General features: G+C 59.5%; 24 protein-coding genes. 15 read left to right on the top strand and 9 right to left on the bottom strand.

Features of this window, described 5'->3' with window-relative positions; genetic code table 11:
• Window positions 1-167: 167 nt before the first annotated feature.
• The 8 genes from eat (at window position 168) to AC0IYN_RS13990 (ending at window position 7,850) form a co-directional block, all read left to right on the top strand.
• Window positions 168-1,601, top strand: a complete 1,434-nt coding sequence (eat, locus tag AC0IYN_RS14025; RefSeq protein WP_471841804.1) for an ethanolamine permease — start codon at window positions 168-170, stop codon at window positions 1,599-1,601.
• Between the two features lie 52 nt (window positions 1,602-1,653).
• Window positions 1,654-3,048 (top strand): ethanolamine ammonia-lyase subunit EutB, encoded by a 1,395-nt coding sequence (locus AC0IYN_RS14020; protein WP_099491085.1) that lies wholly within the window; start codon window positions 1,654-1,656, stop codon window positions 3,046-3,048.
• The gene (eutC, locus tag AC0IYN_RS14015; protein WP_078050351.1) at window positions 3,045-3,878 is read left to right on the top strand and encodes an ethanolamine ammonia-lyase subunit EutC; all 834 of its coding nucleotides are present in this window, start codon (window positions 3,045-3,047) and stop codon (window positions 3,876-3,878) included. The genes AC0IYN_RS14020 and eutC overlap by 4 nt, the downstream gene beginning before the upstream one ends.
• Before the next feature lie 92 nt (window positions 3,879-3,970).
• Complete coding sequence (locus AC0IYN_RS14010; RefSeq protein WP_017528964.1) at window positions 3,971-4,429, top strand: GNAT family N-acetyltransferase; 459 nt, start codon at window positions 3,971-3,973, stop codon at window positions 4,427-4,429.
• Window positions 4,430-4,740: 311 nt separating this feature from the next.
• Window positions 4,741-5,397 (top strand): DedA family protein, encoded by a 657-nt coding sequence (locus AC0IYN_RS14005; RefSeq protein ID WP_078050352.1) that lies wholly within the window; start codon window positions 4,741-4,743, stop codon window positions 5,395-5,397.
• Between the two features lie 6 nt (window positions 5,398-5,403).
• Entirely contained in the window at window positions 5,404-6,219 is an 816-nt protein-coding gene (locus tag AC0IYN_RS14000) for a M90 family metallopeptidase (protein WP_457267326.1), read from the top strand.
• 109 nt (window positions 6,220-6,328) lie between these two features.
• A complete protein-coding gene (ppa, locus tag AC0IYN_RS13995) occupies window positions 6,329-6,856 on the top strand; it encodes an inorganic diphosphatase (protein WP_003219382.1) in 528 nt (175 codons plus the stop codon).
• 214 nt (window positions 6,857-7,070) lie between these two features.
• On the top strand, window positions 7,071-7,850 hold the full coding sequence (locus tag AC0IYN_RS13990) for a LexA family transcriptional regulator (RefSeq protein WP_406596871.1): 780 nt from the start codon (window positions 7,071-7,073) through the stop codon (window positions 7,848-7,850).
• 326 nt (window positions 7,851-8,176) lie between these two features.
• Here AC0IYN_RS13990 and AC0IYN_RS13985 read toward each other — a convergent pair whose 3' ends face one another.
• From AC0IYN_RS13985 to AC0IYN_RS13950, 8 genes are all read right to left on the bottom strand, one after another.
• Window positions 8,177-9,334, bottom strand: coding sequence for a glutathionylspermidine synthase family protein (locus tag AC0IYN_RS13985; protein ID WP_457239216.1), 1,158 nt, complete (start codon window positions 9,332-9,334; stop codon window positions 8,177-8,179).
• A gap of 12 nt (window positions 9,335-9,346) precedes the next feature.
• Window positions 9,347-10,057 carry a DUF1190 domain-containing protein gene (locus AC0IYN_RS13980; protein WP_406596869.1) on the bottom strand — a complete coding sequence of 237 codons (711 nt, stop codon included), beginning with the start codon at window positions 10,055-10,057 and terminating at the stop codon, window positions 9,347-9,349.
• Window positions 10,058-10,075: 18 nt separating this feature from the next.
• Window positions 10,076-10,504: a DUF350 domain-containing protein gene (locus AC0IYN_RS13975; RefSeq protein WP_078050357.1), complete on the bottom strand. Its 429-nt coding sequence runs from the start codon at window positions 10,502-10,504 to the stop codon at window positions 10,076-10,078.
• 15 nt (window positions 10,505-10,519) lie between these two features.
• Window positions 10,520-11,194, bottom strand: coding sequence for a DUF2491 family protein (locus AC0IYN_RS13970; protein WP_457248389.1), 675 nt, complete (start codon window positions 11,192-11,194; stop codon window positions 10,520-10,522).
• Complete coding sequence (locus tag AC0IYN_RS13965) at window positions 11,181-12,215, bottom strand: ion channel (protein WP_457239218.1); 1,035 nt, start codon at window positions 12,213-12,215, stop codon at window positions 11,181-11,183. The genes AC0IYN_RS13970 and AC0IYN_RS13965 overlap by 14 nt, the downstream gene beginning before the upstream one ends.
• Window positions 12,216-12,287: 72 nt before the next feature.
• Window positions 12,288-12,848, bottom strand: a complete 561-nt coding sequence (locus AC0IYN_RS13960; RefSeq protein WP_457248390.1) for a rhomboid family intramembrane serine protease — start codon at window positions 12,846-12,848, stop codon at window positions 12,288-12,290.
• An 85-nt stretch (window positions 12,849-12,933) separates the two neighbouring features.
• The gene (locus AC0IYN_RS13955; RefSeq protein WP_078050361.1) at window positions 12,934-13,632 is read right to left on the bottom strand and encodes a PspA/IM30 family protein; all 699 of its coding nucleotides are present in this window, start codon (window positions 13,630-13,632) and stop codon (window positions 12,934-12,936) included.
• Between the two features lie 17 nt (window positions 13,633-13,649).
• A complete protein-coding gene (locus tag AC0IYN_RS13950) occupies window positions 13,650-14,231 on the bottom strand; it encodes a YjfI family protein (RefSeq protein WP_071493700.1) in 582 nt (193 codons plus the stop codon).
• Between the two features lie 370 nt (window positions 14,232-14,601).
• Between AC0IYN_RS13950 and ycaC the strand changes: the two genes are divergently transcribed.
• From ycaC to AC0IYN_RS13935, 3 genes are all read left to right on the top strand, one after another.
• Window positions 14,602-15,234, top strand: a complete 633-nt coding sequence (gene ycaC / locus AC0IYN_RS13945; RefSeq protein ID WP_406596864.1) for an isochorismate family cysteine hydrolase YcaC — start codon at window positions 14,602-14,604, stop codon at window positions 15,232-15,234.
• 151 nt (window positions 15,235-15,385) lie between these two features.
• Window positions 15,386-15,952 (top strand): hypothetical protein, encoded by a 567-nt coding sequence (locus tag AC0IYN_RS13940; RefSeq protein WP_457238983.1) that lies wholly within the window; start codon window positions 15,386-15,388, stop codon window positions 15,950-15,952.
• A 29-nt stretch (window positions 15,953-15,981) separates the two neighbouring features.
• Entirely contained in the window at window positions 15,982-16,416 is a 435-nt protein-coding gene (locus AC0IYN_RS13935; RefSeq protein WP_406596862.1) for a hypothetical protein, read from the top strand.
• Between the two features lie 15 nt (window positions 16,417-16,431).
• Here AC0IYN_RS13935 and AC0IYN_RS13930 read toward each other — a convergent pair whose 3' ends face one another.
• Entirely contained in the window at window positions 16,432-17,463 is a 1,032-nt protein-coding gene (locus tag AC0IYN_RS13930) for a PDDEXK nuclease domain-containing protein (RefSeq protein WP_471841794.1), read from the bottom strand.
• A gap of 186 nt (window positions 17,464-17,649) precedes the next feature.
• On the opposite strand from AC0IYN_RS13930, the gene AC0IYN_RS13925 reads away from it, so the two are divergent.
• The 4 genes from AC0IYN_RS13925 (at window position 17,650) to ispA (ending at window position 19,895) form a co-directional block, all read left to right on the top strand.
• Window positions 17,650-18,294 carry an NAD(P)H-dependent oxidoreductase gene (locus tag AC0IYN_RS13925; protein ID WP_406596860.1) on the top strand — a complete coding sequence of 215 codons (645 nt, stop codon included), beginning with the start codon at window positions 17,650-17,652 and terminating at the stop codon, window positions 18,292-18,294.
• Window positions 18,233-18,610, top strand: a complete 378-nt coding sequence (locus tag AC0IYN_RS13920) for a MerR family transcriptional regulator (RefSeq protein WP_406596859.1) — start codon at window positions 18,233-18,235, stop codon at window positions 18,608-18,610. The genes AC0IYN_RS13925 and AC0IYN_RS13920 overlap by 62 nt, the downstream gene beginning before the upstream one ends.
• Window positions 18,611-18,768: 158 nt before the next feature.
• Window positions 18,769-19,011 carry an exodeoxyribonuclease VII small subunit gene (locus AC0IYN_RS13915; protein ID WP_003176346.1) on the top strand — a complete coding sequence of 81 codons (243 nt, stop codon included), beginning with the start codon at window positions 18,769-18,771 and terminating at the stop codon, window positions 19,009-19,011.
• Window positions 19,008-19,895, top strand: coding sequence for a (2E,6E)-farnesyl diphosphate synthase (gene ispA, locus AC0IYN_RS13910; RefSeq protein ID WP_457248395.1), 888 nt, complete (start codon window positions 19,008-19,010; stop codon window positions 19,893-19,895). The genes AC0IYN_RS13915 and ispA overlap by 4 nt, the downstream gene beginning before the upstream one ends.
• Window positions 19,896-19,929 lie beyond the last annotated feature (34 nt).

Here is a 19,929-nt window from a genome sequence, read left to right as displayed (position 1 = left end):
TAGGAGCCGGCTTTCGGCGATAGCGGTGTGTGATCCAACATCAGTAGTGACTGGGCGGATGCTATCGCTGGCAAGCCAGCTCCTACAATGATCTTTGTAAGTACTTGCGAAGTGCATTCGGCACACAGAGGCCGAGTTAAAACAATAACAACGGACGGTACTTTCCCATGCCTAACGAACCCACAAGTTCATCGGTCGACTTCGAAAAAGTCGACTCCCAATACTTCCAACAACGCGAATTGAAAAAAGGTGCTGCCGGCTGGGTGCTGTTAGTTGGCCTCGGCGTTGCCTACGTGATCTCCGGCGACTACGCCGGCTGGAACTTTGGCCTGGCCCAAGGCGGCTGGGGCGGGATGTTCCTCGCCACATTGCTGATGGCCACCATGTACCTGTGCATGTGTTTTTCCTTGGCCGAACTGTCTTCCATGATCCCCACCGCCGGCGGTGGCTACGGCTTTGCCCGCAGCGCCTTTGGCCCCTGGGGCGGGTTCCTCACCGGCACCGCGATCCTGATCGAATACGCCATCGCCCCCGCCGCCATCGCGGTGTTTATCGGCGCGTATTGCGAGTCGCTGTTCGGCATCGGCGGCTGGATGATCTACCTGGCGTTCTACATCATCTTTATCGGCATCCACATCTTCGGCGTCGGCGAAGCCTTGAAGTTGATGTTTGTGATTACCGCCGTGGCCGCGATTGCCCTGGGCGTGTTCCTGGTGTCGATGGTGCCGCACTTCAATGTCGCCAACCTGCTGGACATCCCGGTGACCGAAGCCAAGGGTGCCAGCACCTTCCTGCCGTTTGGCTACGTGGGTGTGTGGGCGGCGATTCCCTACGCCATCTGGTTCTTCCTCGCCGTAGAAGGCGTGCCCCTGGCCGCCGAAGAAACCAAGAACCCCAAGCGTGACCTGCCGCGCGGCTTGATTGGCGCCATTGTGGTGCTGACCAGTTTTGCCCTGCTGATCCTGGTGATCGCACCGGGCGGCGCCGGCACTTACGCGCTGATCAAGTCCGGCAACCCGCTGGTGGAGGCGCTGGCCTTGTCCTATGGCGGCTCGACCTGGATGGGCGGCTTCGTCAACCTAGTTGGCCTGGCCGGGCTGATCGCGAGCTTTTTTTCGATTATCTACGCTTATTCGCGGCAGATCTTCGCACTGTCCCGCGCCGGTTACCTGCCGCGCAAACTGTCCCAGACCAACAAAAGCAAGGCACCCGTGCTGGCCTTGGTGATCCCCGGCATCATCGGTTTTGGCCTGTCGCTGACCGGCCAGGGTGACCTGCTGATATTGGTGGCGGTATTTGGCGCGACTATTTCCTACGTGCTGATGATGGCCGCGCACATCACCCTGCGCATCCGTCGCCCCAAAATGGAGCGTCCGTACCGCACGCCGGGCGGCATCTTCACCTCCGGCATTGCCCTGGTACTGGCCTGCGTGGCCGTGGTGGCGGGCTTTCTGGTGGATCCACGGGTGGTGATTGGCGCCGCGATCATCTATGGAGTATTAATTGCTTACTTTGCTTTCTACAGCCGGCATCACTTGGTAGCGGGCACGCCCGAAGAGGAATTCGCGGCGATCCAGGCCGCAGAGGCCGCCTTGCACTGATAGCCGTAAACCTCGACGCAGGCGCGTGCCTGCGTCGCCAAGGAGACACTGTATGGCAAGTTTTTCCCACGCGGTGGGTGCTCAAACCTACCGCTTCGACAGCCTCAAGGACGTGATGGCCAAGGCCAGCCCCGCACGCTCCGGGGACTTTCTCGCCGGCGTCGCCGCACAGAACGACGGTGAACGCGTGGCGGCGCAGATGGCGTTGGCGAATATCCCGCTCAAACACTTTTTGGAAGAAGTGCTGATCCCCTATGAAAGCGATGAAGTCACCCGACTGATCATCGACACCCACGATAAACAGGCGTTTAGCGTGGTCAGCCACCTGACCGTCGGCGGCTTGCGCGACTGGCTGCTCAGCGACGCGGCCGACGAGCATTCCCTACGCGCCTTGGCGCCAGGGCTGACACCGGAGATGGCCGCCGCCGTGTCTAAGATCATGCGCGTGCAGGACCTGGTGCTGGTGGCGCAGAAGATCCGCGTGGTCACGCAGTTTCGCGGCACTATGGGCCTGCGCGGGCGTTTATCCACGCGCCTGCAACCGAACCATCCTACAGACGAACCGGCGGGCATCGCCGCGAGCATTCTCGATGGCCTGCTGTACGGCAACGGTGACGCCATGATCGGCATCAACCCGGCTACCGACAGCATCGCCTCCATCTGCGCCATGCTGGAGATGCTGGACGCGATCATCCAGCGCTACGAGATCCCGACCCAGGCCTGCGTACTCACCCACGTCACCACCTCCATCGAGGCCATCAACCGTGGCGTGCCGCTAGACCTGGTGTTCCAGTCGATAGCCGGCACCGAGGCGGCCAATGCCAGTTTCGGCATCAGCCTGAGCGTGCTGCAGGAAGGCTACGAAGCGGGCTTGAGCCTCAATCGCGGCACCTTGGGCCAGAACTTGATGTATTTCGAGACCGGCCAGGGCAGCGCCTTGTCGGCCAATGCGCACTTTGGCGTCGACCAGCAAACCTGCGAAACCCGCGCCTATGCGGTGGCCCGGCACTTCAAACCGTTTTTGGTCAACACCGTGGTCGGCTTCATCGGCCCCGAGTACCTGTACAACGGCAAGCAGATCATCCGCGCCGGCCTCGAAGACCACTTCTGCGGCAAGCTGCTCGGCGTGCCCATGGGCTGCGACATCTGCTACACCAATCACGCCGAAGCCGACCAGGATGACATGGACACCCTGCTGACCCTGCTGGGCGTGGCCGGGATCAACTTCATCATGGGCATCCCCGGCTCCGACGACATCATGCTCAACTACCAGACCACTTCCTTCCACGACGCCCTGTACGCCCGCCAAACTTTGGGTTTAAAGCCGGCGCCGGAGTTTGAACAGTGGCTGGCGAAGATGGGTATCTTCACGCAAGCCGACGGCAAGGTGCGCTTCGGCAACAGCCTGCCACCGGCGTTTCGCCAAGCCTTGGCGCAATTGGGATGAAGGAGCCGCCTGTGCAACTCGACCTGCCTGACAACCCTTGGCTGGAACTGCGCCGCCTGACGCCAGCGCGTATTGCCCTGGGCCGCACCGGCACCAGCATCCCCACCAGCGCGCAGCTGGATTTCCAGTTCGCCCACGCCCAGGCGCGGGACGCGGTGCATTTGCCCTTCGACCATGCAGGCCTCAGTAGCCAGTTGGCCGAGCGTGGGCGTGACAGTCTGTTGCTGCACAGTGCCGCCACTGACCGTCACATGTACCTGCAACGCCCGGACCTGGGGCGGCGCTTGAGCGATGAGTCGGCCCAGTTGCTGCGCGATCATGCATCGGCCAACCCCGGCGGCGTGGACTTGGCGGTCGTGGTCGCTGATGGCCTGTCGGCGCTGGCGGTGCATAAACACACCTTGCCGTTTCTGACACGCCTGGAGGAACAGAGCAGCGCTGACGGTTGGTCCTTGTCGCCGGTCATCCTGGTGGAACAGGGCCGCGTGGCGGTGGCGGATGAAGTGGGCCAGTTACTGGGGGCCAAGATGACCGTCATTCTGATCGGCGAACGGCCCGGCCTCAGTTCGCCGGACAGCCTGGGCCTGTATTTCACCTACAACCCCAAGGTCGGCCTCACCGACGCCTACCGCAACTGCATCTCCAATGTGCGCCTGGAAGGCTTGAGCTACGGCATGGCCGCCCACCGCCTGCTTTACTTGATGCGAGAGGCGTGTCGCCGGCAGCTGTCGGGGGTCAATCTCAAGGACGAGGCGCAGGTTCAAACCATCGAATCGGATGATCCGGACCTGATGAAAGGCAATTTCCTGCTCAGTTCACCGGATGACTGAACGCTGCACGATTGCGCTTTTTCGCGCCATTAGGCAGCATCGAGTCACGGCCGCTTGTGTGGTCATCCCCCATTTGGAAGTTGAGGCCTGGCATGCGGATTACTCAAGCGACCCTGGAACACCTGGACCTGTTGACCCCGCTGTTCGTCAAATACCGTGAGTTCTACGGCGCCCTGCCCTTTCCGGACTCATCGCGGGCCTTCCTGGAAAAACGCCTGCGCCGCAAGGAATCGGTGATTTACCTGGCCTTGGCGGATGACGATGACAAGAAATTACTGGGGTTTTGCCAGCTCTACCCGAGCTTTTCGTCGCTGTCGCTCAAGCGCGTGTGGATCCTCAACGACATCTACGTGGCCGAAGACGCCCGCCGGCAACTGGTGGCGGACAACCTGATGCGCACGGCGAAGAAAATGGCCAAGGAGACCCACGCGGTACGGCTGCGGGTGTCGACCAGCAGCGACAATGAAGTGGCGCAGAAGACCTATGAGTCGATCGGGTTCCGCGAAGACACCGAGTTCAAGAACTACACGCTGCCGATCAGCGAAGATTAACCCCACACCCCCATCTAATGTCGACGCAGGCTTCTGTAGGAGCCGGCTTGCCGGCGATGCAGGCACCTCGGTGTATATCAGTGAGACCGAGGTGATGCTATCGCCGGCAAGCCTGCTCCTATAGATAGTGTTGTGCCTGCGAATGCCTTTGCACGACATCCCCCGCTACAAAACCAACACGCTTTTCACCTCCCAATCCGTATAATGCGGACCTTTCAGGGTTGTAAGAAATGCGGCATACACTTGTAGCCTTATTAACCCGAGCTTCCGCACAGGCCTGCTGAGCCGGGCCATTCACACAGGTGCCATCCATGGATTTCAACCCGCTCGACCTTATCCTGCATCTCGACGTTTACCTCGACCTGCTGGTAACCAATTATGGTCCGTGGATCTACGCCATTCTGTTTCTGGTCATCTTTTGCGAAACCGGCCTGGTGGTCATGCCGTTCCTGCCAGGTGATTCGTTGCTGTTCATCGCCGGCGCTGTGGCGGCAGGTGGTGGCATGGACCCCGTATTGCTGGGCGGCCTGCTGATGCTGGCGGCCATCCTGGGTGACAGCACCAACTACGTGATCGGGCGAACGGTGGGCGAACGCCTGTTCAACAACCCCAACTCGAAAATCTTCCGTCGCGACTACCTGCAAAAAACCCACGACTTCTATGACAAGCACGGCGGCAAAACCGTGACGCTGGCGCGCTTCCTGCCGATCCTGCGCACCTTTGCACCGTTCGTGGCCGGCATCGCGAAAATGCCTTACGCGCGCTTCTTCGGTTTCAGCGTGCTGGGTACCATCCTCTGGGTCGGCGGCCTGGTGACCCTGGGCTACTTCTTCGGCAACGTGCCGTTCATCAAGAAAAACCTGTCGCTGCTGGTGGTGTTCATCATCCTGCTGTCGCTGGTGCCGATGATCATAGGCGTGTTCCGCAGCCGTTTTGGTCGCGCGTCGTCCCAAGCCAAGTCGCAGTAAGCGCCCATGTGGTCCCTCAGCGCCTGGCGTCGCCAGCGCTTGCTGGCCAAGCACCCGATTGCCGATGACACCTGGCAGCGGGTGCGCCGCCACCTGACCTTCCTCGACGGCCTCACCGCCGAGCAGGACCAGTGGCTGCGCGAAGCCTGCGTGGTGTTCCTCGCCGAGAAACACCTCACTGCCCTGCCCGGCGTCGAACTGCACCAGGAACAACGCCTGCTGCTCGCCGCCCAGGCGCAACTGCCGCTGATGAACCTCGGCGACCTCGACTGGTACCAGGGTTTCCACGAAATCGTGCTGTACCCCGACGACTTCGTCAGCCCCCAGCGCCATCGCGACAGCAGCGGCATCGAACACGAATGGGACGGCGAGCACAGCGGCGAAGCCTGGCAACAAGGCCCGGTCATCCTCGCCTGGCCCGGCGTGCTCGCCAGCGGCAATTGGGAAGGCTACAACCTGGTCATCCACGAACTGGCGCACAAGCTCGACATGCTCAACGGCGACGCCAACGGCCTGCCGCCGCTGCACAACGACATGCGCGTTCAGGAATGGGCCAGCGTGATGCAAGGCGCCTACGACGACCTCAACCGCCAGTTGGACGCCAACCCGGACGCCGACACCGAGATCGACCCCTACGCCGCCGAAAACCCTGCGGAATTCTTTGCCGTCACCAGCGAATATTTTTTCAGCGCCCCGGATTTGCTGGTCAGCAGTTATCCACAGGTGTACGCCCAACTCAGCCGCTTTTATCGCCAGGATCCCCTGGCCCGCCTCACCCAACTGCAAGCCAGCGACCCGCGTTATCAGTCGCAAGGCGAATGACCGTACGACGTCTGGCGCATGGCATCGGCGGCGGAATGTGCCTATAATCGCCGCCACTTTTAGGCCAATCCGGCCAAGTTTCTTGGCCAATTAACGGGGGCAACGCCCAATGAGCTACAGCAAGATTCCGGCTGGCAAAGACCTGCCGAACGACATCTACGTCGCCATCGAGATTCCGGCCAACCACGCGCCGATCAAATACGAAATCGACAAAGACAGCGACTGCCTGTTCGTTGACCGTTTCATGGCCACCCCGATGTTCTACCCGGCCAACTACGGTTTTATCCCTAACACCCTGGCTGACGACGGTGACCCCCTCGACGTGCTGGTCGTGACCCCTTACCCGGTTACCCCAGGTTCGGTTATCCGCGCACGCCCGGTCGGCATCCTGAACATGACCGACGATGGCGGCGGCGACGCCAAAGTGATCGCAGTTCCCCACGACAAGCTGTCCCAGCTGTACGTGGACGTGAAGGAATACACCGACCTGCCGCCACTGCTGCTGGAACAGATCAAGCACTTCTTCGAGAACTACAAAGACCTCGAAAAAGGCAAATGGGTGAAGATCGACGGTTGGGGCAACGCAGACGCCGCCCGCGCCGAGATCCTGAAGTCGGTCGCTGCCTACAAAGGCTGATACCCGCTCCTCATTGCCTCGGCAATTGAAAAAGCCCCGATCATTCGGGGCTTTTTTTGTGGGAAAAATTAAACGGTAAGTTCACCATTTTATAAACAACGTTTAACTAAGTCTTTAATACGACGTATCAGGCTACAACTAAGTAAAGGCCTACACGCGCAACTCAACGCATAGTTTATTTGATCTGTAATTCCGGCCAGTAAACTCTGCGTTTATGAATACATCAGGTGATCGTTTAAAAGCGCTACTACGGGAAGTTCATCTTTCCGCCTCCGACTTCGCCAAGAACCGCGGTGTCACGCCTCAACACGTGAACAACTGGTTCAAGCGCGGCGTGCCCATGGGCCGACTCAACGAGATCGCAGAACTGCTGTGCATCTCCAGCCGTTGGCTGCGCACCGGCGAAGGCCCCAAGCACCCACCGGCCAACTTCCTGCTGGAAGGCCCGGACACCCGAAAAGGACTGCCCGCACCCACCCGCGAAGGACGCGGTAAATACCTCGCAGACCCCGCCTGCCACCCGGAAAAAATCGACGTGGAGATCGACCTCCACCCCTCATTCACCTCCACCGAATGCATCCGCATCACCCTGCACACCCTCCAGGCCCTCAACGTAAAACCCGACCGCGCCCTGGGCGCCTACATGGTCGACAACAGCATGATCGACATCATCCAACAAGGCGCCACCCTCGCCATCGACCGAGGCCGCACCCAAATCATCGACGGCGAAATCTACGCGGTAGAACACGACGGGATGCTGCGCATCAAATACCTCTACAACCGACCGGGGGGCGGTTTGCGCATGCGCAGCCACAATGCCAGCGAACATCCCGACGAGTACCTGACATACGAACAGCGCTTCGAACAGAACTTCCAGATCGTGGGCTGGGTGTTCTGGTGGTCCACGTTGAATAACCGCAGGCCACCGGTGCCGCTGGATGAGCACTTATTGGGCTGGGAAGGCTCTAAATCGGATCCGGAGGTGGGCATTTGAGGTGAATGTGGGTATCATGCCGCCCACATTTGGCAGGGGATGGCTTCGCGCTATCCACCTTGCCTGGCGAAGCGGAGGAGTTCCCGCGGATGCCCCTACTATTCAGCCCGACGCAACGTGGGCTGAGCGATTTGAAGGCTGGTGAGGTTTGTCAAAAACAAGCTGAAGCAGTCCCCGAGAAGCCGGCCACAAGCCGGCTTTTTAATGCCCGTTAAAACCCAAAGTCAATTGTCCAACAAGCTGTTGGACAATTGAGTGACCAAAAGCGGGCGGTTTACAGCCCCTCGTCTTCATGTTGTTTATTCCAAATGATGACGATAAGACGCTCAACCTAATATCAAATGCGGCAAAAACCGACTCGAATCCTTGGTAATCAAACTATTGTCCTCCCGCACTCCAATCCCCGCCGCCTGATCCCCAATCACCCAAGACCCGATCAACGTATAGCTGTCCCCAAACCGTGGCAGCGGTGCAAATTCCTGAAGAATAAACGGCGCATCCGTATAAGGGCCGTCCTCTTTCACAATCAGCCCATCAGCGGTTTGCAGTTCAATGTTGGCCCCTTCCCGCGAGAAGAACGGCTTGCGCACCCAACCCTTCGGCACGGCTTTACCCGGTTCAGTGTCCAGGTGCGACGCAAGCAAATTCGGGTGCCCTTTGTTGAATTCCCACAGCAGCGGCAGGATGCCTTTGTTGGAGAGGATGGCTTTCCACGCTGGCTCGAAAAACTGTGTGTCGCACTGGGCAATCGCAGCGCCGAAGGGTTCGTGGAAGATGAATTCCCAGGCGTGCAGTTTGAACAGGTGGGGGATCCAGCGATCTTCGAGGTCGACGAAGCGGCCTTCGGCGGTCAGGCCGATGTCTTCGATGTCGATGTGGCGGGATTCGATGCCGACTTTTTCTGCGACGAGGCGCAGGTAGTCGGTGGTGCCTTTGTCTTCGACTGAGTCTTTCATGGAGGCGAAGTAGAAGGGCTGGTTGACCTGGAGTTGGGCGAAGGCCTGGTGCAGTTTGGTGTCGATGCTGTTGAATTGGTCGGCGTGTTTGGGCAGCAGGCCGCGTTCGATGCATTGTTCCAGCCAGCCCCATTGGAACGCCGCGGCTTCGTAGAGGCTGGTGGGGGTGTCGTAGTTGAGTTCGAGCAACTTGGCGGGGCCGGTGCCGTTGTAGGAGAAGTCCATGCGCCCGTACAGGTGCGGGTGGCCTTCCAGCCATGAGGTGCGGATCATGTCGTAGAAGGACGCGGGAATGCTCAGGCGGTCGAGCAGTTCTTCGCTGTGGACCACGCGCGCGACGAGGTCCATGCACATGTCATGGATCTCGGTGGTCGGGTCTTCGAGGTCGTGCTCGATTTGCTTGAGCGTGAACTGGTAGTACGCGCTTTCGTCCCAGTAGGGCTCGTTGTCGATGGTGTGGAACAGAAAGCCGAGGCTGTCGGCGGTCTGTTTCCAGTCATGACGTTCTGCGCAGTGGATCTTCTTCATGGCCCGCTTTCCTTAACTGCTCGACCCGCCGCCGCCCCAGCCGCTGCGTGCGCTGGCCTTGCTGCCGAAGCCGCCACGGGAGGTGGCCGAAGCGACGGAGCTCGACTTGGCGGAGGTGCGCAGCGTGTTGGTGTAGTTGCTGCTGCCGTAGCGGGCCTGGTTCGAGCGGCCAAAGGTGGCGCCATTGGAGACGCGCTGGTTGAGCGTCGAGGAGCCGTAATTGCCGCGATCGTCGCGGTAGCGATACACCGGCTCGGAGCGGTAGCTGTTGCGATTGTTACTCAGCATGTTGCCGATCAGCAGGCCGGTCAGCAGGCTGCTGGTGGAGAAGCCTGAGCCGCCACTGTTCGCTTGTGAGTTGGCTTGAGCATTGGCCGCATCGACCTGGGACTGTGTCACCTGGCCTTCGGCGGTCAGTTCGAAACCGCCCAGGCGGGGGATGAACTTGCCGGTGGAGTCCTGCTGGCACCAGTCGGCGACGAAATCGGCATCGCAATCGGCCTGGCTGTCGTACACCGGCGCTATGCGGCGATGCTCGGCCATGGCGGTCATGTAGGCGTCCGAGCAGACATCTACCGGAAGTTTTTCATCGGCGCACTGCTGGACGGACTGGAAGTTGTATTTCTTCTGCAGGTCGTAGGTTTTTTCCGTCGGGCCACAGCCGGATATCGCCATGGCGACCGACGCTGCCAGCGACAGCTGGACGTACTTGCTTCGTTTCATCGGGAGCTCCGGGCGCGATCAGTTCTGGGTAGGCGTCATGCACGCGGCATTCAACATGCCGACGCTGATGGCCACGGCGGCGACGTAGATGCCGGCCGCGAGTTCGCCGTTCTTGATGCGCTCGGACGTGCCTTTGAGCACCAGGCTGGTCAGCAGGAACGCCAACAGTTGGACGACGGCGGCGATCACTGCCCAGACCACGAAGTCGAGGAGGTTGATGGAGTAGGCAATCACGTTGCTGGCCGGAATGGCGAAGCCGACGATAGCGCCGCCCAGGGCGACCGCCGCAGAGACGTTGCCCGCACGGATCAGCTCGAACTCCTTGTGCGGCGTGATGCGGGTGTAGATGAACTGGAACACCGCGAACAACACCGCAGCCCCGAGGATGTAGATGACAAACCCGAACACGGCCGCTTTGTTCAGGGAGATGGAGAGAGCTTCTAGCATGTGTTTCGTCCTTTTTTAGAGCGCGTTCAAGTCGGTTGTGTACAGCGAAATGCCCAGCGACGTGCTCAGGCTGATGGTGCCTTCCGCGTCTTCTTCGACGGAAAACAGCAGGAACTCCCGTCGGTCGGTCAGGCCTGTGTCACGGGCATATAGCATTGAGCGGTGCTCGACGCTGTAGGAATCCTCGGGGTTTATCACGTGCTCGCTCATTGCCACCAGTTCAGTCTGGCCCTCCTCGCTGCCCCATACGCGCGTGTATTCGACGCCGTTGTGGGTGTAGGTCGGCAACCCGATCAGGCTCTGGGGCCCCGCCAGCCGGCGCAGTTCAGCTTCGCTGCTGAGGGTGACGTAACTGAGGTAGTTGAACAGGATGACGGACTCGACCTGCCCGGCGATGTCGCCGGTGGTGTGCACCTGCAACCAGTAATCTTCGTCGTTCATGTAGTAGCGCGACAGCCAGGTCGACTGCCCGAGGTCGACGGTGCCGTTACTCCAGATTTCCTGGGAGCCGGGGATCACCACCGAGGTATGCCCGTCGAGCAACAACTTCAGGGTGGTGTCGAACATCACGCCTTTGCCCGGTGCCAGGCCCAACGGGCCGGTGGTCGGCAGGGCTTCGACGGCCGGCCGGTTCGACTGTGGGGTCGCGTTCGGGGCCTCAAGCCCCATCAACTGTTTAAACCATCCCATTGGAGATTTCCTTGAGGCGGGTGGAGGCGATGTAGAAGAGTTCGCCACCTTCAACGCGCGTGGCGCTGGGCGGGTTGATCGACGGTTGCTGGGCGCCTTTGGCGCGATAGCCGATGAGGGTGGCGTTGTGGTGTTCTTTCATCCGGGTGTACAGGTCGCCGAAGGTGGCTTCAAAGGCCTCGGGCAATTTCATCAGGTATTGGGTGGCGCCCTGCCCCACGCACAGTAGCTCATTAATGACCACCGATGAGCCCGGGTCTTGCGAGGCGCGCACCAGCATTTCGATGGCCATGCTGGAGGTGCATTCCAGGCGCGGCGCGTAGGAGCTGGCCAGTGCGGCAATTTCACTTTCATTGAAGTGCGCGACCACATGCCCGACAGGATTCAACTGATTCACTGCCAGCACGGTGGCCAGGGTCAGGTCGTCCGACGGGGTGCGCACCAGCACACGCTCGGCGCCGGGTACACCGGCACGCAGCAATAACGCCGTGGAGGACAGGCTGTCACCGCGAATGAACGCCGCTTTGCCCGGCATCGGGTTTTCGTCGAGGGTGCAGTCGCAGATGACGATCAGGTTGTCGTTCGAGGTTTCGTCTTGCAGCAACAACTCAATGACCCGCTCACTGGACGCGCCTTCCCAGCCAATAAGCACGGTATGACCGACCTTGCCGGTGAAATCGCCTTTGCCCTTCATGCCTTTTCTCCATGCATCGATGACACTGCTGGTGGTTTTGCCGATGGCGGCGGTCAGCAGCGCAATGCCGCCGAGCATGACCCAGGCCGCCACGAACACCCGGCCTGCCGAGGTCTGCGGGGCAAGATCACCATAGCCGACGGTCAGCGTGGTGGTGAGATAGAAGTAAACAAATGTGGCGGCCGCAGTGAGGTGTTGCTCGCCCAGAAGCATCAGGCCCAGGTAAGCCGTGCTCAGGTGTACACCCAAGGCGATGACCAGGCCTGCCCAGCCGAAGCGGTGAAAGAGGGAGGACGCGTAGAGGCGCAACAGAAGAAAAATCGACATTTCGTCCCTGACTCCCTGGGTACTTGATTCCTGATGACGTCTTCGCCTCGACATCTGGATGCTCAAGTGCGCTCAGCCGGCATTAAACCTGCTGCGTGGTTTGGAGAGAAGTACCTTGGCTGCAATAAATCCGGCGAATGCACCAAACAGATGCCCTTCGAAGGAAACGCCCTGGCGAGGAAGAAAGCCAAGGACCAGTCCGCCATACAGTACCGCCACGACACCGGCTGTTATCAGGTTGCTCCAGCTCCGGTGGAACCAGGCGCGCGATAACAGGTAGGCCCACAACCCGAAGACCCAACCGCTGGCCCCCACGTGCACGCCCGCAAAACCGAACAGCCAGACCAAAGAGCCGCCCAGCAGGATGATGATCGCGCTGACGGTCACGAATCGGTTGAACCCTTCGACAATGACCAGGGTGCCCAGGATCAAGAAGGCAATCAGGTTGGCGCTGAGGTGCGCAAAAGAGCCGTGCAGAAACGGTGAGGCGAGGATCCCGAACAGCCCCTGCAGCGTCCGTGGGACCAAGCCGAAGACCAAGAGGCTGTAACCGGTCGCCGCATTGAGCACTTGCAGCGCGACCATGAACAGCGCCAGGCCTGCGATTGTCTTGAAACCCTTCAGGGCGTCCATCCTCACCTCGAGGTCACAATAAATACCATCCGGGCGATCGGTAACCTGTGGCGAGGGAGCTTGCGCCCTCACCACAGGTGCAGTGTTACTCGGCCGACTTTTGCTTCAGGCGTTCCAGAATCGCATTGGCGCTGCCCTCGTTCGGCGTGATGCCGGCTTCACGCAGCTTGCGTTCCAGGTCGGTACCGGTCGACGCCTCGGCCAGTTCATCCTGGGCTTGCAGTTCCGCAGCGCGTTGCTGCTGCTTGGCCTGCAGGCGATTCAGCGTACCGACGGCGGTTTCCAGCTTGCCGTTGGCACCACCGCTGGCGATAGAGGCGCTGACCTGGGCTTTCTGTACGCTTTCGCGCGCCTTGGCCATGTCCACTTGCTGGCGCAGGCTTTTGATCCGGCTTTCGGCCTTGGTGATGTCCTTGCGCATGCTGTCGGCGTAGGCGCCGAACTCAGTGGCCTGCTTGTGCTCGGCGTCGCGCTCGCTGGTCAGGGTCGAAATGGCTTCGGCCACTTCCAGGGCCAGGTCTTCGCGATTGGCCTGCAGGGCAGCCATCGCCTTGGACTCCAGGTCCTTGATCTTGGCGTCGTACTCGCTGACGCGATCAGTGGCCAGTTTGTGCTTGGCCATGATGCTGACCAGCTCACGCTTGGCGTTGGCCAGCGCGGTGTCCGCATCACGAATTTCCTGATCAAGAATGCGCAGGGCTTGTTGGTCGACGATCGATTCGCCGACTTCGCTGGCACCGCCGCGCAGCGCGGTGAACAGTTTGCTCCAGATGGATTGAGTCATTGGATACTCCCGAATGCTTAATTGAAGAAACGTTCAAAGGCTTCGCTGGCGCGTTGCACGTTGTCGACCAGGGTTTTCACCTCGGTCACGATGTTGGTCAGGCTGGAGTCGGAGCTCAACGCGCCGAACATGTTGTAGACCACCTGCCCGTTAGGCATGGACTCGATACCGATGGAAGACAGCGGGAACATTTCCCGGCTGCGCAGTACCGCATCATTGAATTTCGCGACATCGTTGATGGACTCGACATCGACCAGCACGGTGTCGACGATGATCTGCTCGCCCACCACGGCGATGTAAATCGGCAGGCCACCGAAGTCGTTCATCTCCAGCTTGATGCTCGACTCGGAGCCTTGAACCAGAGAAAGCGTAATGTCGTTGGAGACCACCTCGTCCAGGGCCTGAAGCGCCGTGAAGAGGCGATCGATATTCCAGTTGTTACCTGCGCTCATGAAATTCTCCGACATGAATGAGCCAGCCAGGATCGGCTGGCGAAGCTGTTTCTCCATCTGCTTGAGCAGGCTTCGGTTTTCGGGAAGCACCCAAGTCTCGTGTTTCACATAGCCGGCGGCCGCCAGGCCCGCGCGCATCTGCTTCATGTAAAAGCTCGATGGCTTTTTCGCGGACGGCTTCAAGCGCTCTCCCGGAAGGCTGGCTGAATCGGTATCGGGCCCTGCTGGCGGGCTCGATGGAGAGCTGCTTTTCATGGTACTGACCTCGCTGTGAAAAACTCACGCGTGAGAAAATCTACAGGCTATTTTCGCCACACTCAATAGCTCACGCGTGAGATTTTTTTCCTTACATTTTCCTGTCACGAAACAGAGCTGTCCTCTTGCCAGCTCAACAATTGTCTCGTCTGAGTTGACGGCATTACCTATCCCAGCCGATTTATCCCCCGCAGGCCACCCATTAATCTGTGCCCATGTTGAACGCAACGCCCAACCAACCTAAACAAAAAAGGATTCAACCATGAGCACTGCAACCTACAACCGCTTGAACAAAGACGACGCCGTAGTTCTGCTGGTCGACCACCAGACCGGCCTGATCTCCCTGGTGCAGGACTTCTCGCCCAACGAGTTCAAGAACAACGTCCTGGCCCTCGCCGACCTGGCCAAGTTCTTCAACCTGCCGACCATCCTCACCACCAGCTTCGAGCAAGGCCCCAACGGCCCGCTGGTGCCAGAGCTGAAGGAGATGTTCCCGGACGCGCCCTACATCGCCCGCCCTGGCCAGATCAATGCCTGGGACAACGAAGACTTCGTCCAGGCGATCAAGGCCACCGGCCGTAAGCAGATCATCATTGCCGGTGTAGTCACGGATGTTTGCGTAGCCTTCCCGACCTTGTCGGCGCTGGCGGAAGGGTTTGATGTGTTCGTAGTCACCGATGCATCGGGCACGTTCAATACCACGGTGCAGCAGGCGGCGTGGAGCCGGATGACGCAAGCCGGGGCGCAGATGATGAACTGGTTCTCGGTGGCCTGTGAGCTGCATCGCGATTGGCGCAACGACATCGAAGGCCTGGGGAATCTGTTGTCCCAGCGCATTCCTAACTATCGCAATTTGATGAATGGCTACTCGGCGCTGACGGCGCGCAAGGACTGAGTCAATCGCTGCACCCACTAAGCCTGCCTTAAACAGCAGGCTTTTTCGTTGTTCACTAGCCATTCGCCATTAGCACACTTGCCCTAATTGTGACCGAGCAGGCTCATCACTAAAGTCCTTCCCTTGATTCGGACCTCAAGGAAGGACGCTGTTGAATACATTAACCAAGGTCGGTCGTTTCTTAGCACTGCCAGTAGCATTACTGGCCAGTACCCCATTGGCATTCGCCGACGAGCAAACACCGATCGGCGACTGGTCGATCATCTACGGCAGCGGCCGGGCCCATCAAAATGTCATGTATGTGGCCGACCGCACTTCGGTGGTTCCATCGAAAAAAACAAAGGGCGCCACGTTGGTAGCGGTCACCTTGGTATATGAGGAACCGGGCAAGCCGATGATCGATGTGTACAACCTTGAGGTGCAGTGCCCGACGCGCAAGCTGCGCTTTCTGAACGGGCAATCGGTCGCGCCATTTTCCTACACCCTCACGCACTTAAAGGTCTCCACCACGTGGCAGACGCCAAAGGAATTCTGGCTCGATCGCACGCTTGCGTTTGTCTGTGAGCCGGGCAAGAGCAAGGACACCATCGCCATGGGCAAGATGACCCATTTGCAGATGATCCAGACCACCAAGGCCATGTTCGAGCAGTTGGGGCCGACTCAGGAGAAGAGCCAGATGATCGACGACCTCGACGACATGCTGGGCAACAAGCGCTGATCAACACTCACCGATAAGAAGGATTCACGATGCCTACATGGACAAGGCTGTTGCTGGTTGGGCTCTTGTTGCCTGCGGTACTGTTTATCAACGGGTGCCACCTGATTGCACAGTCGCGCTGGGAAGGCCGTGACGTGCAAGAGGCGCTGGATTTATTCGGCAAGCCCGACTCGATGAAGAAGCAGAATGCGCCCAATGGCGACGCGCAGGTAGTGATGACCTGGCACAAATCCTCTTCATGGACAACCACTGAAGCCGCCGGGACTTCAATGAATCACACCGGAAACGGGATGGTGTACACCGAGTATTACCAGCAAGTCGGGCACAGTTCGGATTGCAAGCTGGAAGCCACGGTGGATAAGGCGAAGAAGATCGTGCTGTTCAGGATTGAGGATGGCCGGATCCTGCATGGCAAGTGCCTGAATGTGCCATTTGTGCCGGGGTATATTCCGCCGGGGTTTTGAGGCTATCAGTCGGTTTTAACCCGCCAGCTCCCGCTCGATCTGCTTGATGCTTGGCAGGCTGGTTCGCAGCTCTGCGGGCAACGACTCAACCAGTTGATATTCCGCTACACCAATCGGTCGATTGTTATCGCGCAACGCATATTCGGCGACGACTTCGTTCTTGCTCTTGCACAACAGCAGGCCGATGGTGGGCCCGTCTTGTGGATGTTTAAGCTGGGCATCGACGGCAGCCAGATAAAAGCTCAGTTTCCCCAGATGCTCGGGTTTGAACTTGCCGGTTTTCAGTTCGATGACCACGTAGCAGCGTAGCTTCACGTGATAGAACAGCAGATCGACAAAAAACTCATCGCCTCCGACATCCAACAGTACTTGCTGGCCGACAAAGGCGAAACCGGCGCCCAGCTCCAACAAAAAGTCGGTGACGTGCTTGATCAAGGCGTTTTCTATGTCGCGCTCCTGCGCGTCCAGGGCCAGGCTGAGGAAGTCAAATCGGTAAGGGTCTTTCAGCGACTCACGCGCCAGGTCGGATTGCGGTTTGGGCAGGTGGGTCTCGAAGTTGCTGACCGCCTTGCCACTGCGCTCCAACAAGCGGTTTTCGATTTGCATCACCAGCGAGTTACGCGACCAGTTGTTCTCTATCGCCTGGGCTATGTACCAGCGGCGGGTTTCGGGGCCGGGGAGTTTGTCCAGTAATGCCAAATGGTGATACCAGGGCAATTGTGCAAGCACCTCTTGCACAAATTCAGCATCTGGCCACGCCTCGGCAAAAGCACGCATGTACTTGAGATTACGCGGCGAAAAACCCTTCATTCGGGGAAAGGCCGCACGCAAATCCTGGGCAAGTCGATCTATGACTTTGCTGCCCCAGCCCTGCTCCGCCTGGCGGGTCAAAATATCGTGGCCGATCTGCCAATAGAGCAACACCAATTCCCGATTCACTGCCAGTGTTGCGCGCTGTTGCGCCGCATGAATACGGCCTTTCAGGTCGGTCAGCCAGTCACTGTAGCCCGCTGGTGGTGTGGTCAAGCCGATACAGGGTTCGCTCATGCCATGTCACTCTGGAGTTTTGAGGCAGGCTAGTCAGGCGTATTGACGGTCACAAGGGGCGAAGGTCGTTCCAAGAAGGACCCTTCAATAACTACAGAAACGTCCTGCTGGCCATTGCGGACTACTGACTTGACTCTCCCCTATACAGCAGCCTTTACCCTGGAACGCCCTGTTCAGGACCTCCCCATGACCCCGCGTACCCTGGTGATCCTCGGCCATCCTTCCGCCACCAGCTTTTGTTCAGCCCTGGCCGATACCTACATCCAGGCGGCAAAAACCGCCGGCCATGAAGTACGTGTCGTACGCTTGGGCGAATTGGCTTTCGACCCAGTCCTTCATCACGGTTACACCCAGATTCAGCCGCTGGAGCCCGACCTGCTCAGCGCGCAATCCGACATTCTCTGGGCCACTCACCTGACATTTGTTTTCCCGATCTGGTGGGGCGGCCTCCCGGCGTTGATGAAGGGTTTTATCGACCGAATCTTCCTACCCGGTTTTGCCTTTAAATACCGAGCGGGCAAAGCTTTTCCTGACAAACTGCTCCACGGCCGAACGGCACATTTACTGGTGACCCTGGACACGCCGCCATGGTATTACCGTTGGTTCTATCGCATGCCGGGCATCCACCAGATGCGCAAGACGACGCTGGGGCTTTGTGGTGTCAAGACTGCAAAGACGCTGCTGTTCGGGCCGGTGCTGGGCTCCACTGCGGCGCAGCGGGATACATGGCTGAAACAGGCCGGCGCTTTAACGGAAAAAAGGAGTTTTCATGTACATCGGCAAAGCCGCGCAGTTGTCGGGCACGACCATCAAGGCGATTCGTCACTATGAGGCAATTGGGCTGCTGCCTGCGCCACAGCGTCAGGGCCAATACCGGGTCTATTCTGAGCAGAACGTTGAGCTGCTGATGTTTATCAAGTGCGCGCAGCAATTGGGGTTCAAGCTCAAGGAATTGCAGGAGATTCTTTCAGGCCACATAGGCGATGCATTGCCTTGGGAGCGGGCGGACCAGGCAATCGCAGACAAGAAGCAGGAACTGGCCCTGAAAATTGCCGCGCTACAGGAAATGCACGTGGGATTGCAGACATTTGAAGCACAGTTGAAAACATCACAAGAACAGTGCTCGTCAATGGCGCAAAGATCCTGACCGGCGGTGAGCCGAATGAAATGGGGATTCGGCTCATTTGATCAGCCGAATAGGGCGCTTATTCGGCTCACCGCCTGAACACCCTCCCCCGCTTATTTGCCCAGAATCCCCATGTCTGCTAGTGTCCCGCCGGTTTACCGTCTACCGGAATAGCCGCCATGGCCCGCAAAAAAGTTGCACTCGATTTCGAACAATCCCTCGCCGACCTGCAAACCCTGGTCGAGCGGCTGGAGAACGGCGAGTTGTCGCTGGAAGACTCGTTGACAGCGTTTGAGCAAGGCATCGGCCTGACCCGCGACTGCCAGAGCGCGCTTGCGCAGGCGGAGCAGAAGGTGCAGGTGCTGCTGGAGCGTGACGGGGAGTTGGCCGAAGAGCCTTTCGATGCGGAACAGCCCGAATGATCGACGCGTATCAGGCCAGTAGCCAAGCCCGGGTCAATGCGGCCTTGGAACCCTTGTTTGTTGCGCCAAGCCCCGAACTCAAGCGTCTTTACGAAGCCATGCGCTATAGCGTGATGAATGGCGGCAAGCGCGTGCGCCCACTGCTGGCGTATGCGGCGTGTGAAGCCTTGGGCGCAGACGCCGAGCAGGCCAATGGCGCGGCGTGTGCGGTGGAGTTGATCCACGCCTACTCCCTGGTGCACGACGATTTGCCGGCCATGGACGACGATGATCTGCGTCGCGGCCAGCCGACCACCCATAAAGCCTTTGACGAAGCCTGCGCGATTCTCGCCGGCGATGGCTTGCAAAGCCTGGCGTTCAGCGCACTGCTGGACCCGGCGCTGAGCAACGTCAACGCCGAGATCCGCTTGCGCATGGTCACGGCCCTGGCCGTGGCGGCAGGCCCGGCCGGCATGGTCGGCGGCCAGGCCATCGACCTCGGTTCGGTCGGCCAGAAGCTCGATCAACACGCGCTGGAATACATGCACCGCCACAAGACCGGCGCCTTGATCGAAGCCGCCGTGCACCTGGGTGCCCTGGCCAGCGGGCGCGCCGAAGCAGCGCAATTGGCGACGCTGAAGACCTACGCGCTGGCCATCGGCCTGGCGTTCCAGGTGCAGGACGACATCCTCGACGTGGAAAGTGACACCGCGACCCTGGGCAAACGCCAAGGCGCCGATATCGCGCGGGACAAGCCGACTTACCCTGCACTGCTGGGGCTGGAAGCCGCCAAGGCCTATGCCCTGGAACTGCGCAACCAGGCCCTGGACGCCCTGCGACCTTTCGACGCGGCGGCCGAGCCACTGCGTGACCTGGCGCGGTATATCGTCGAACGCCGGCACTGATAAGCGCGGCCTTTGCAGCCGCATATCAGCCAAG

It is taken from the genome of Pseudomonas sp. AC112, from assembly GCF_979253545.1.
Note: the sequence above shows the minus strand (reverse complement) of the source record. Positions and strands in the feature narration are given on the sequence as shown.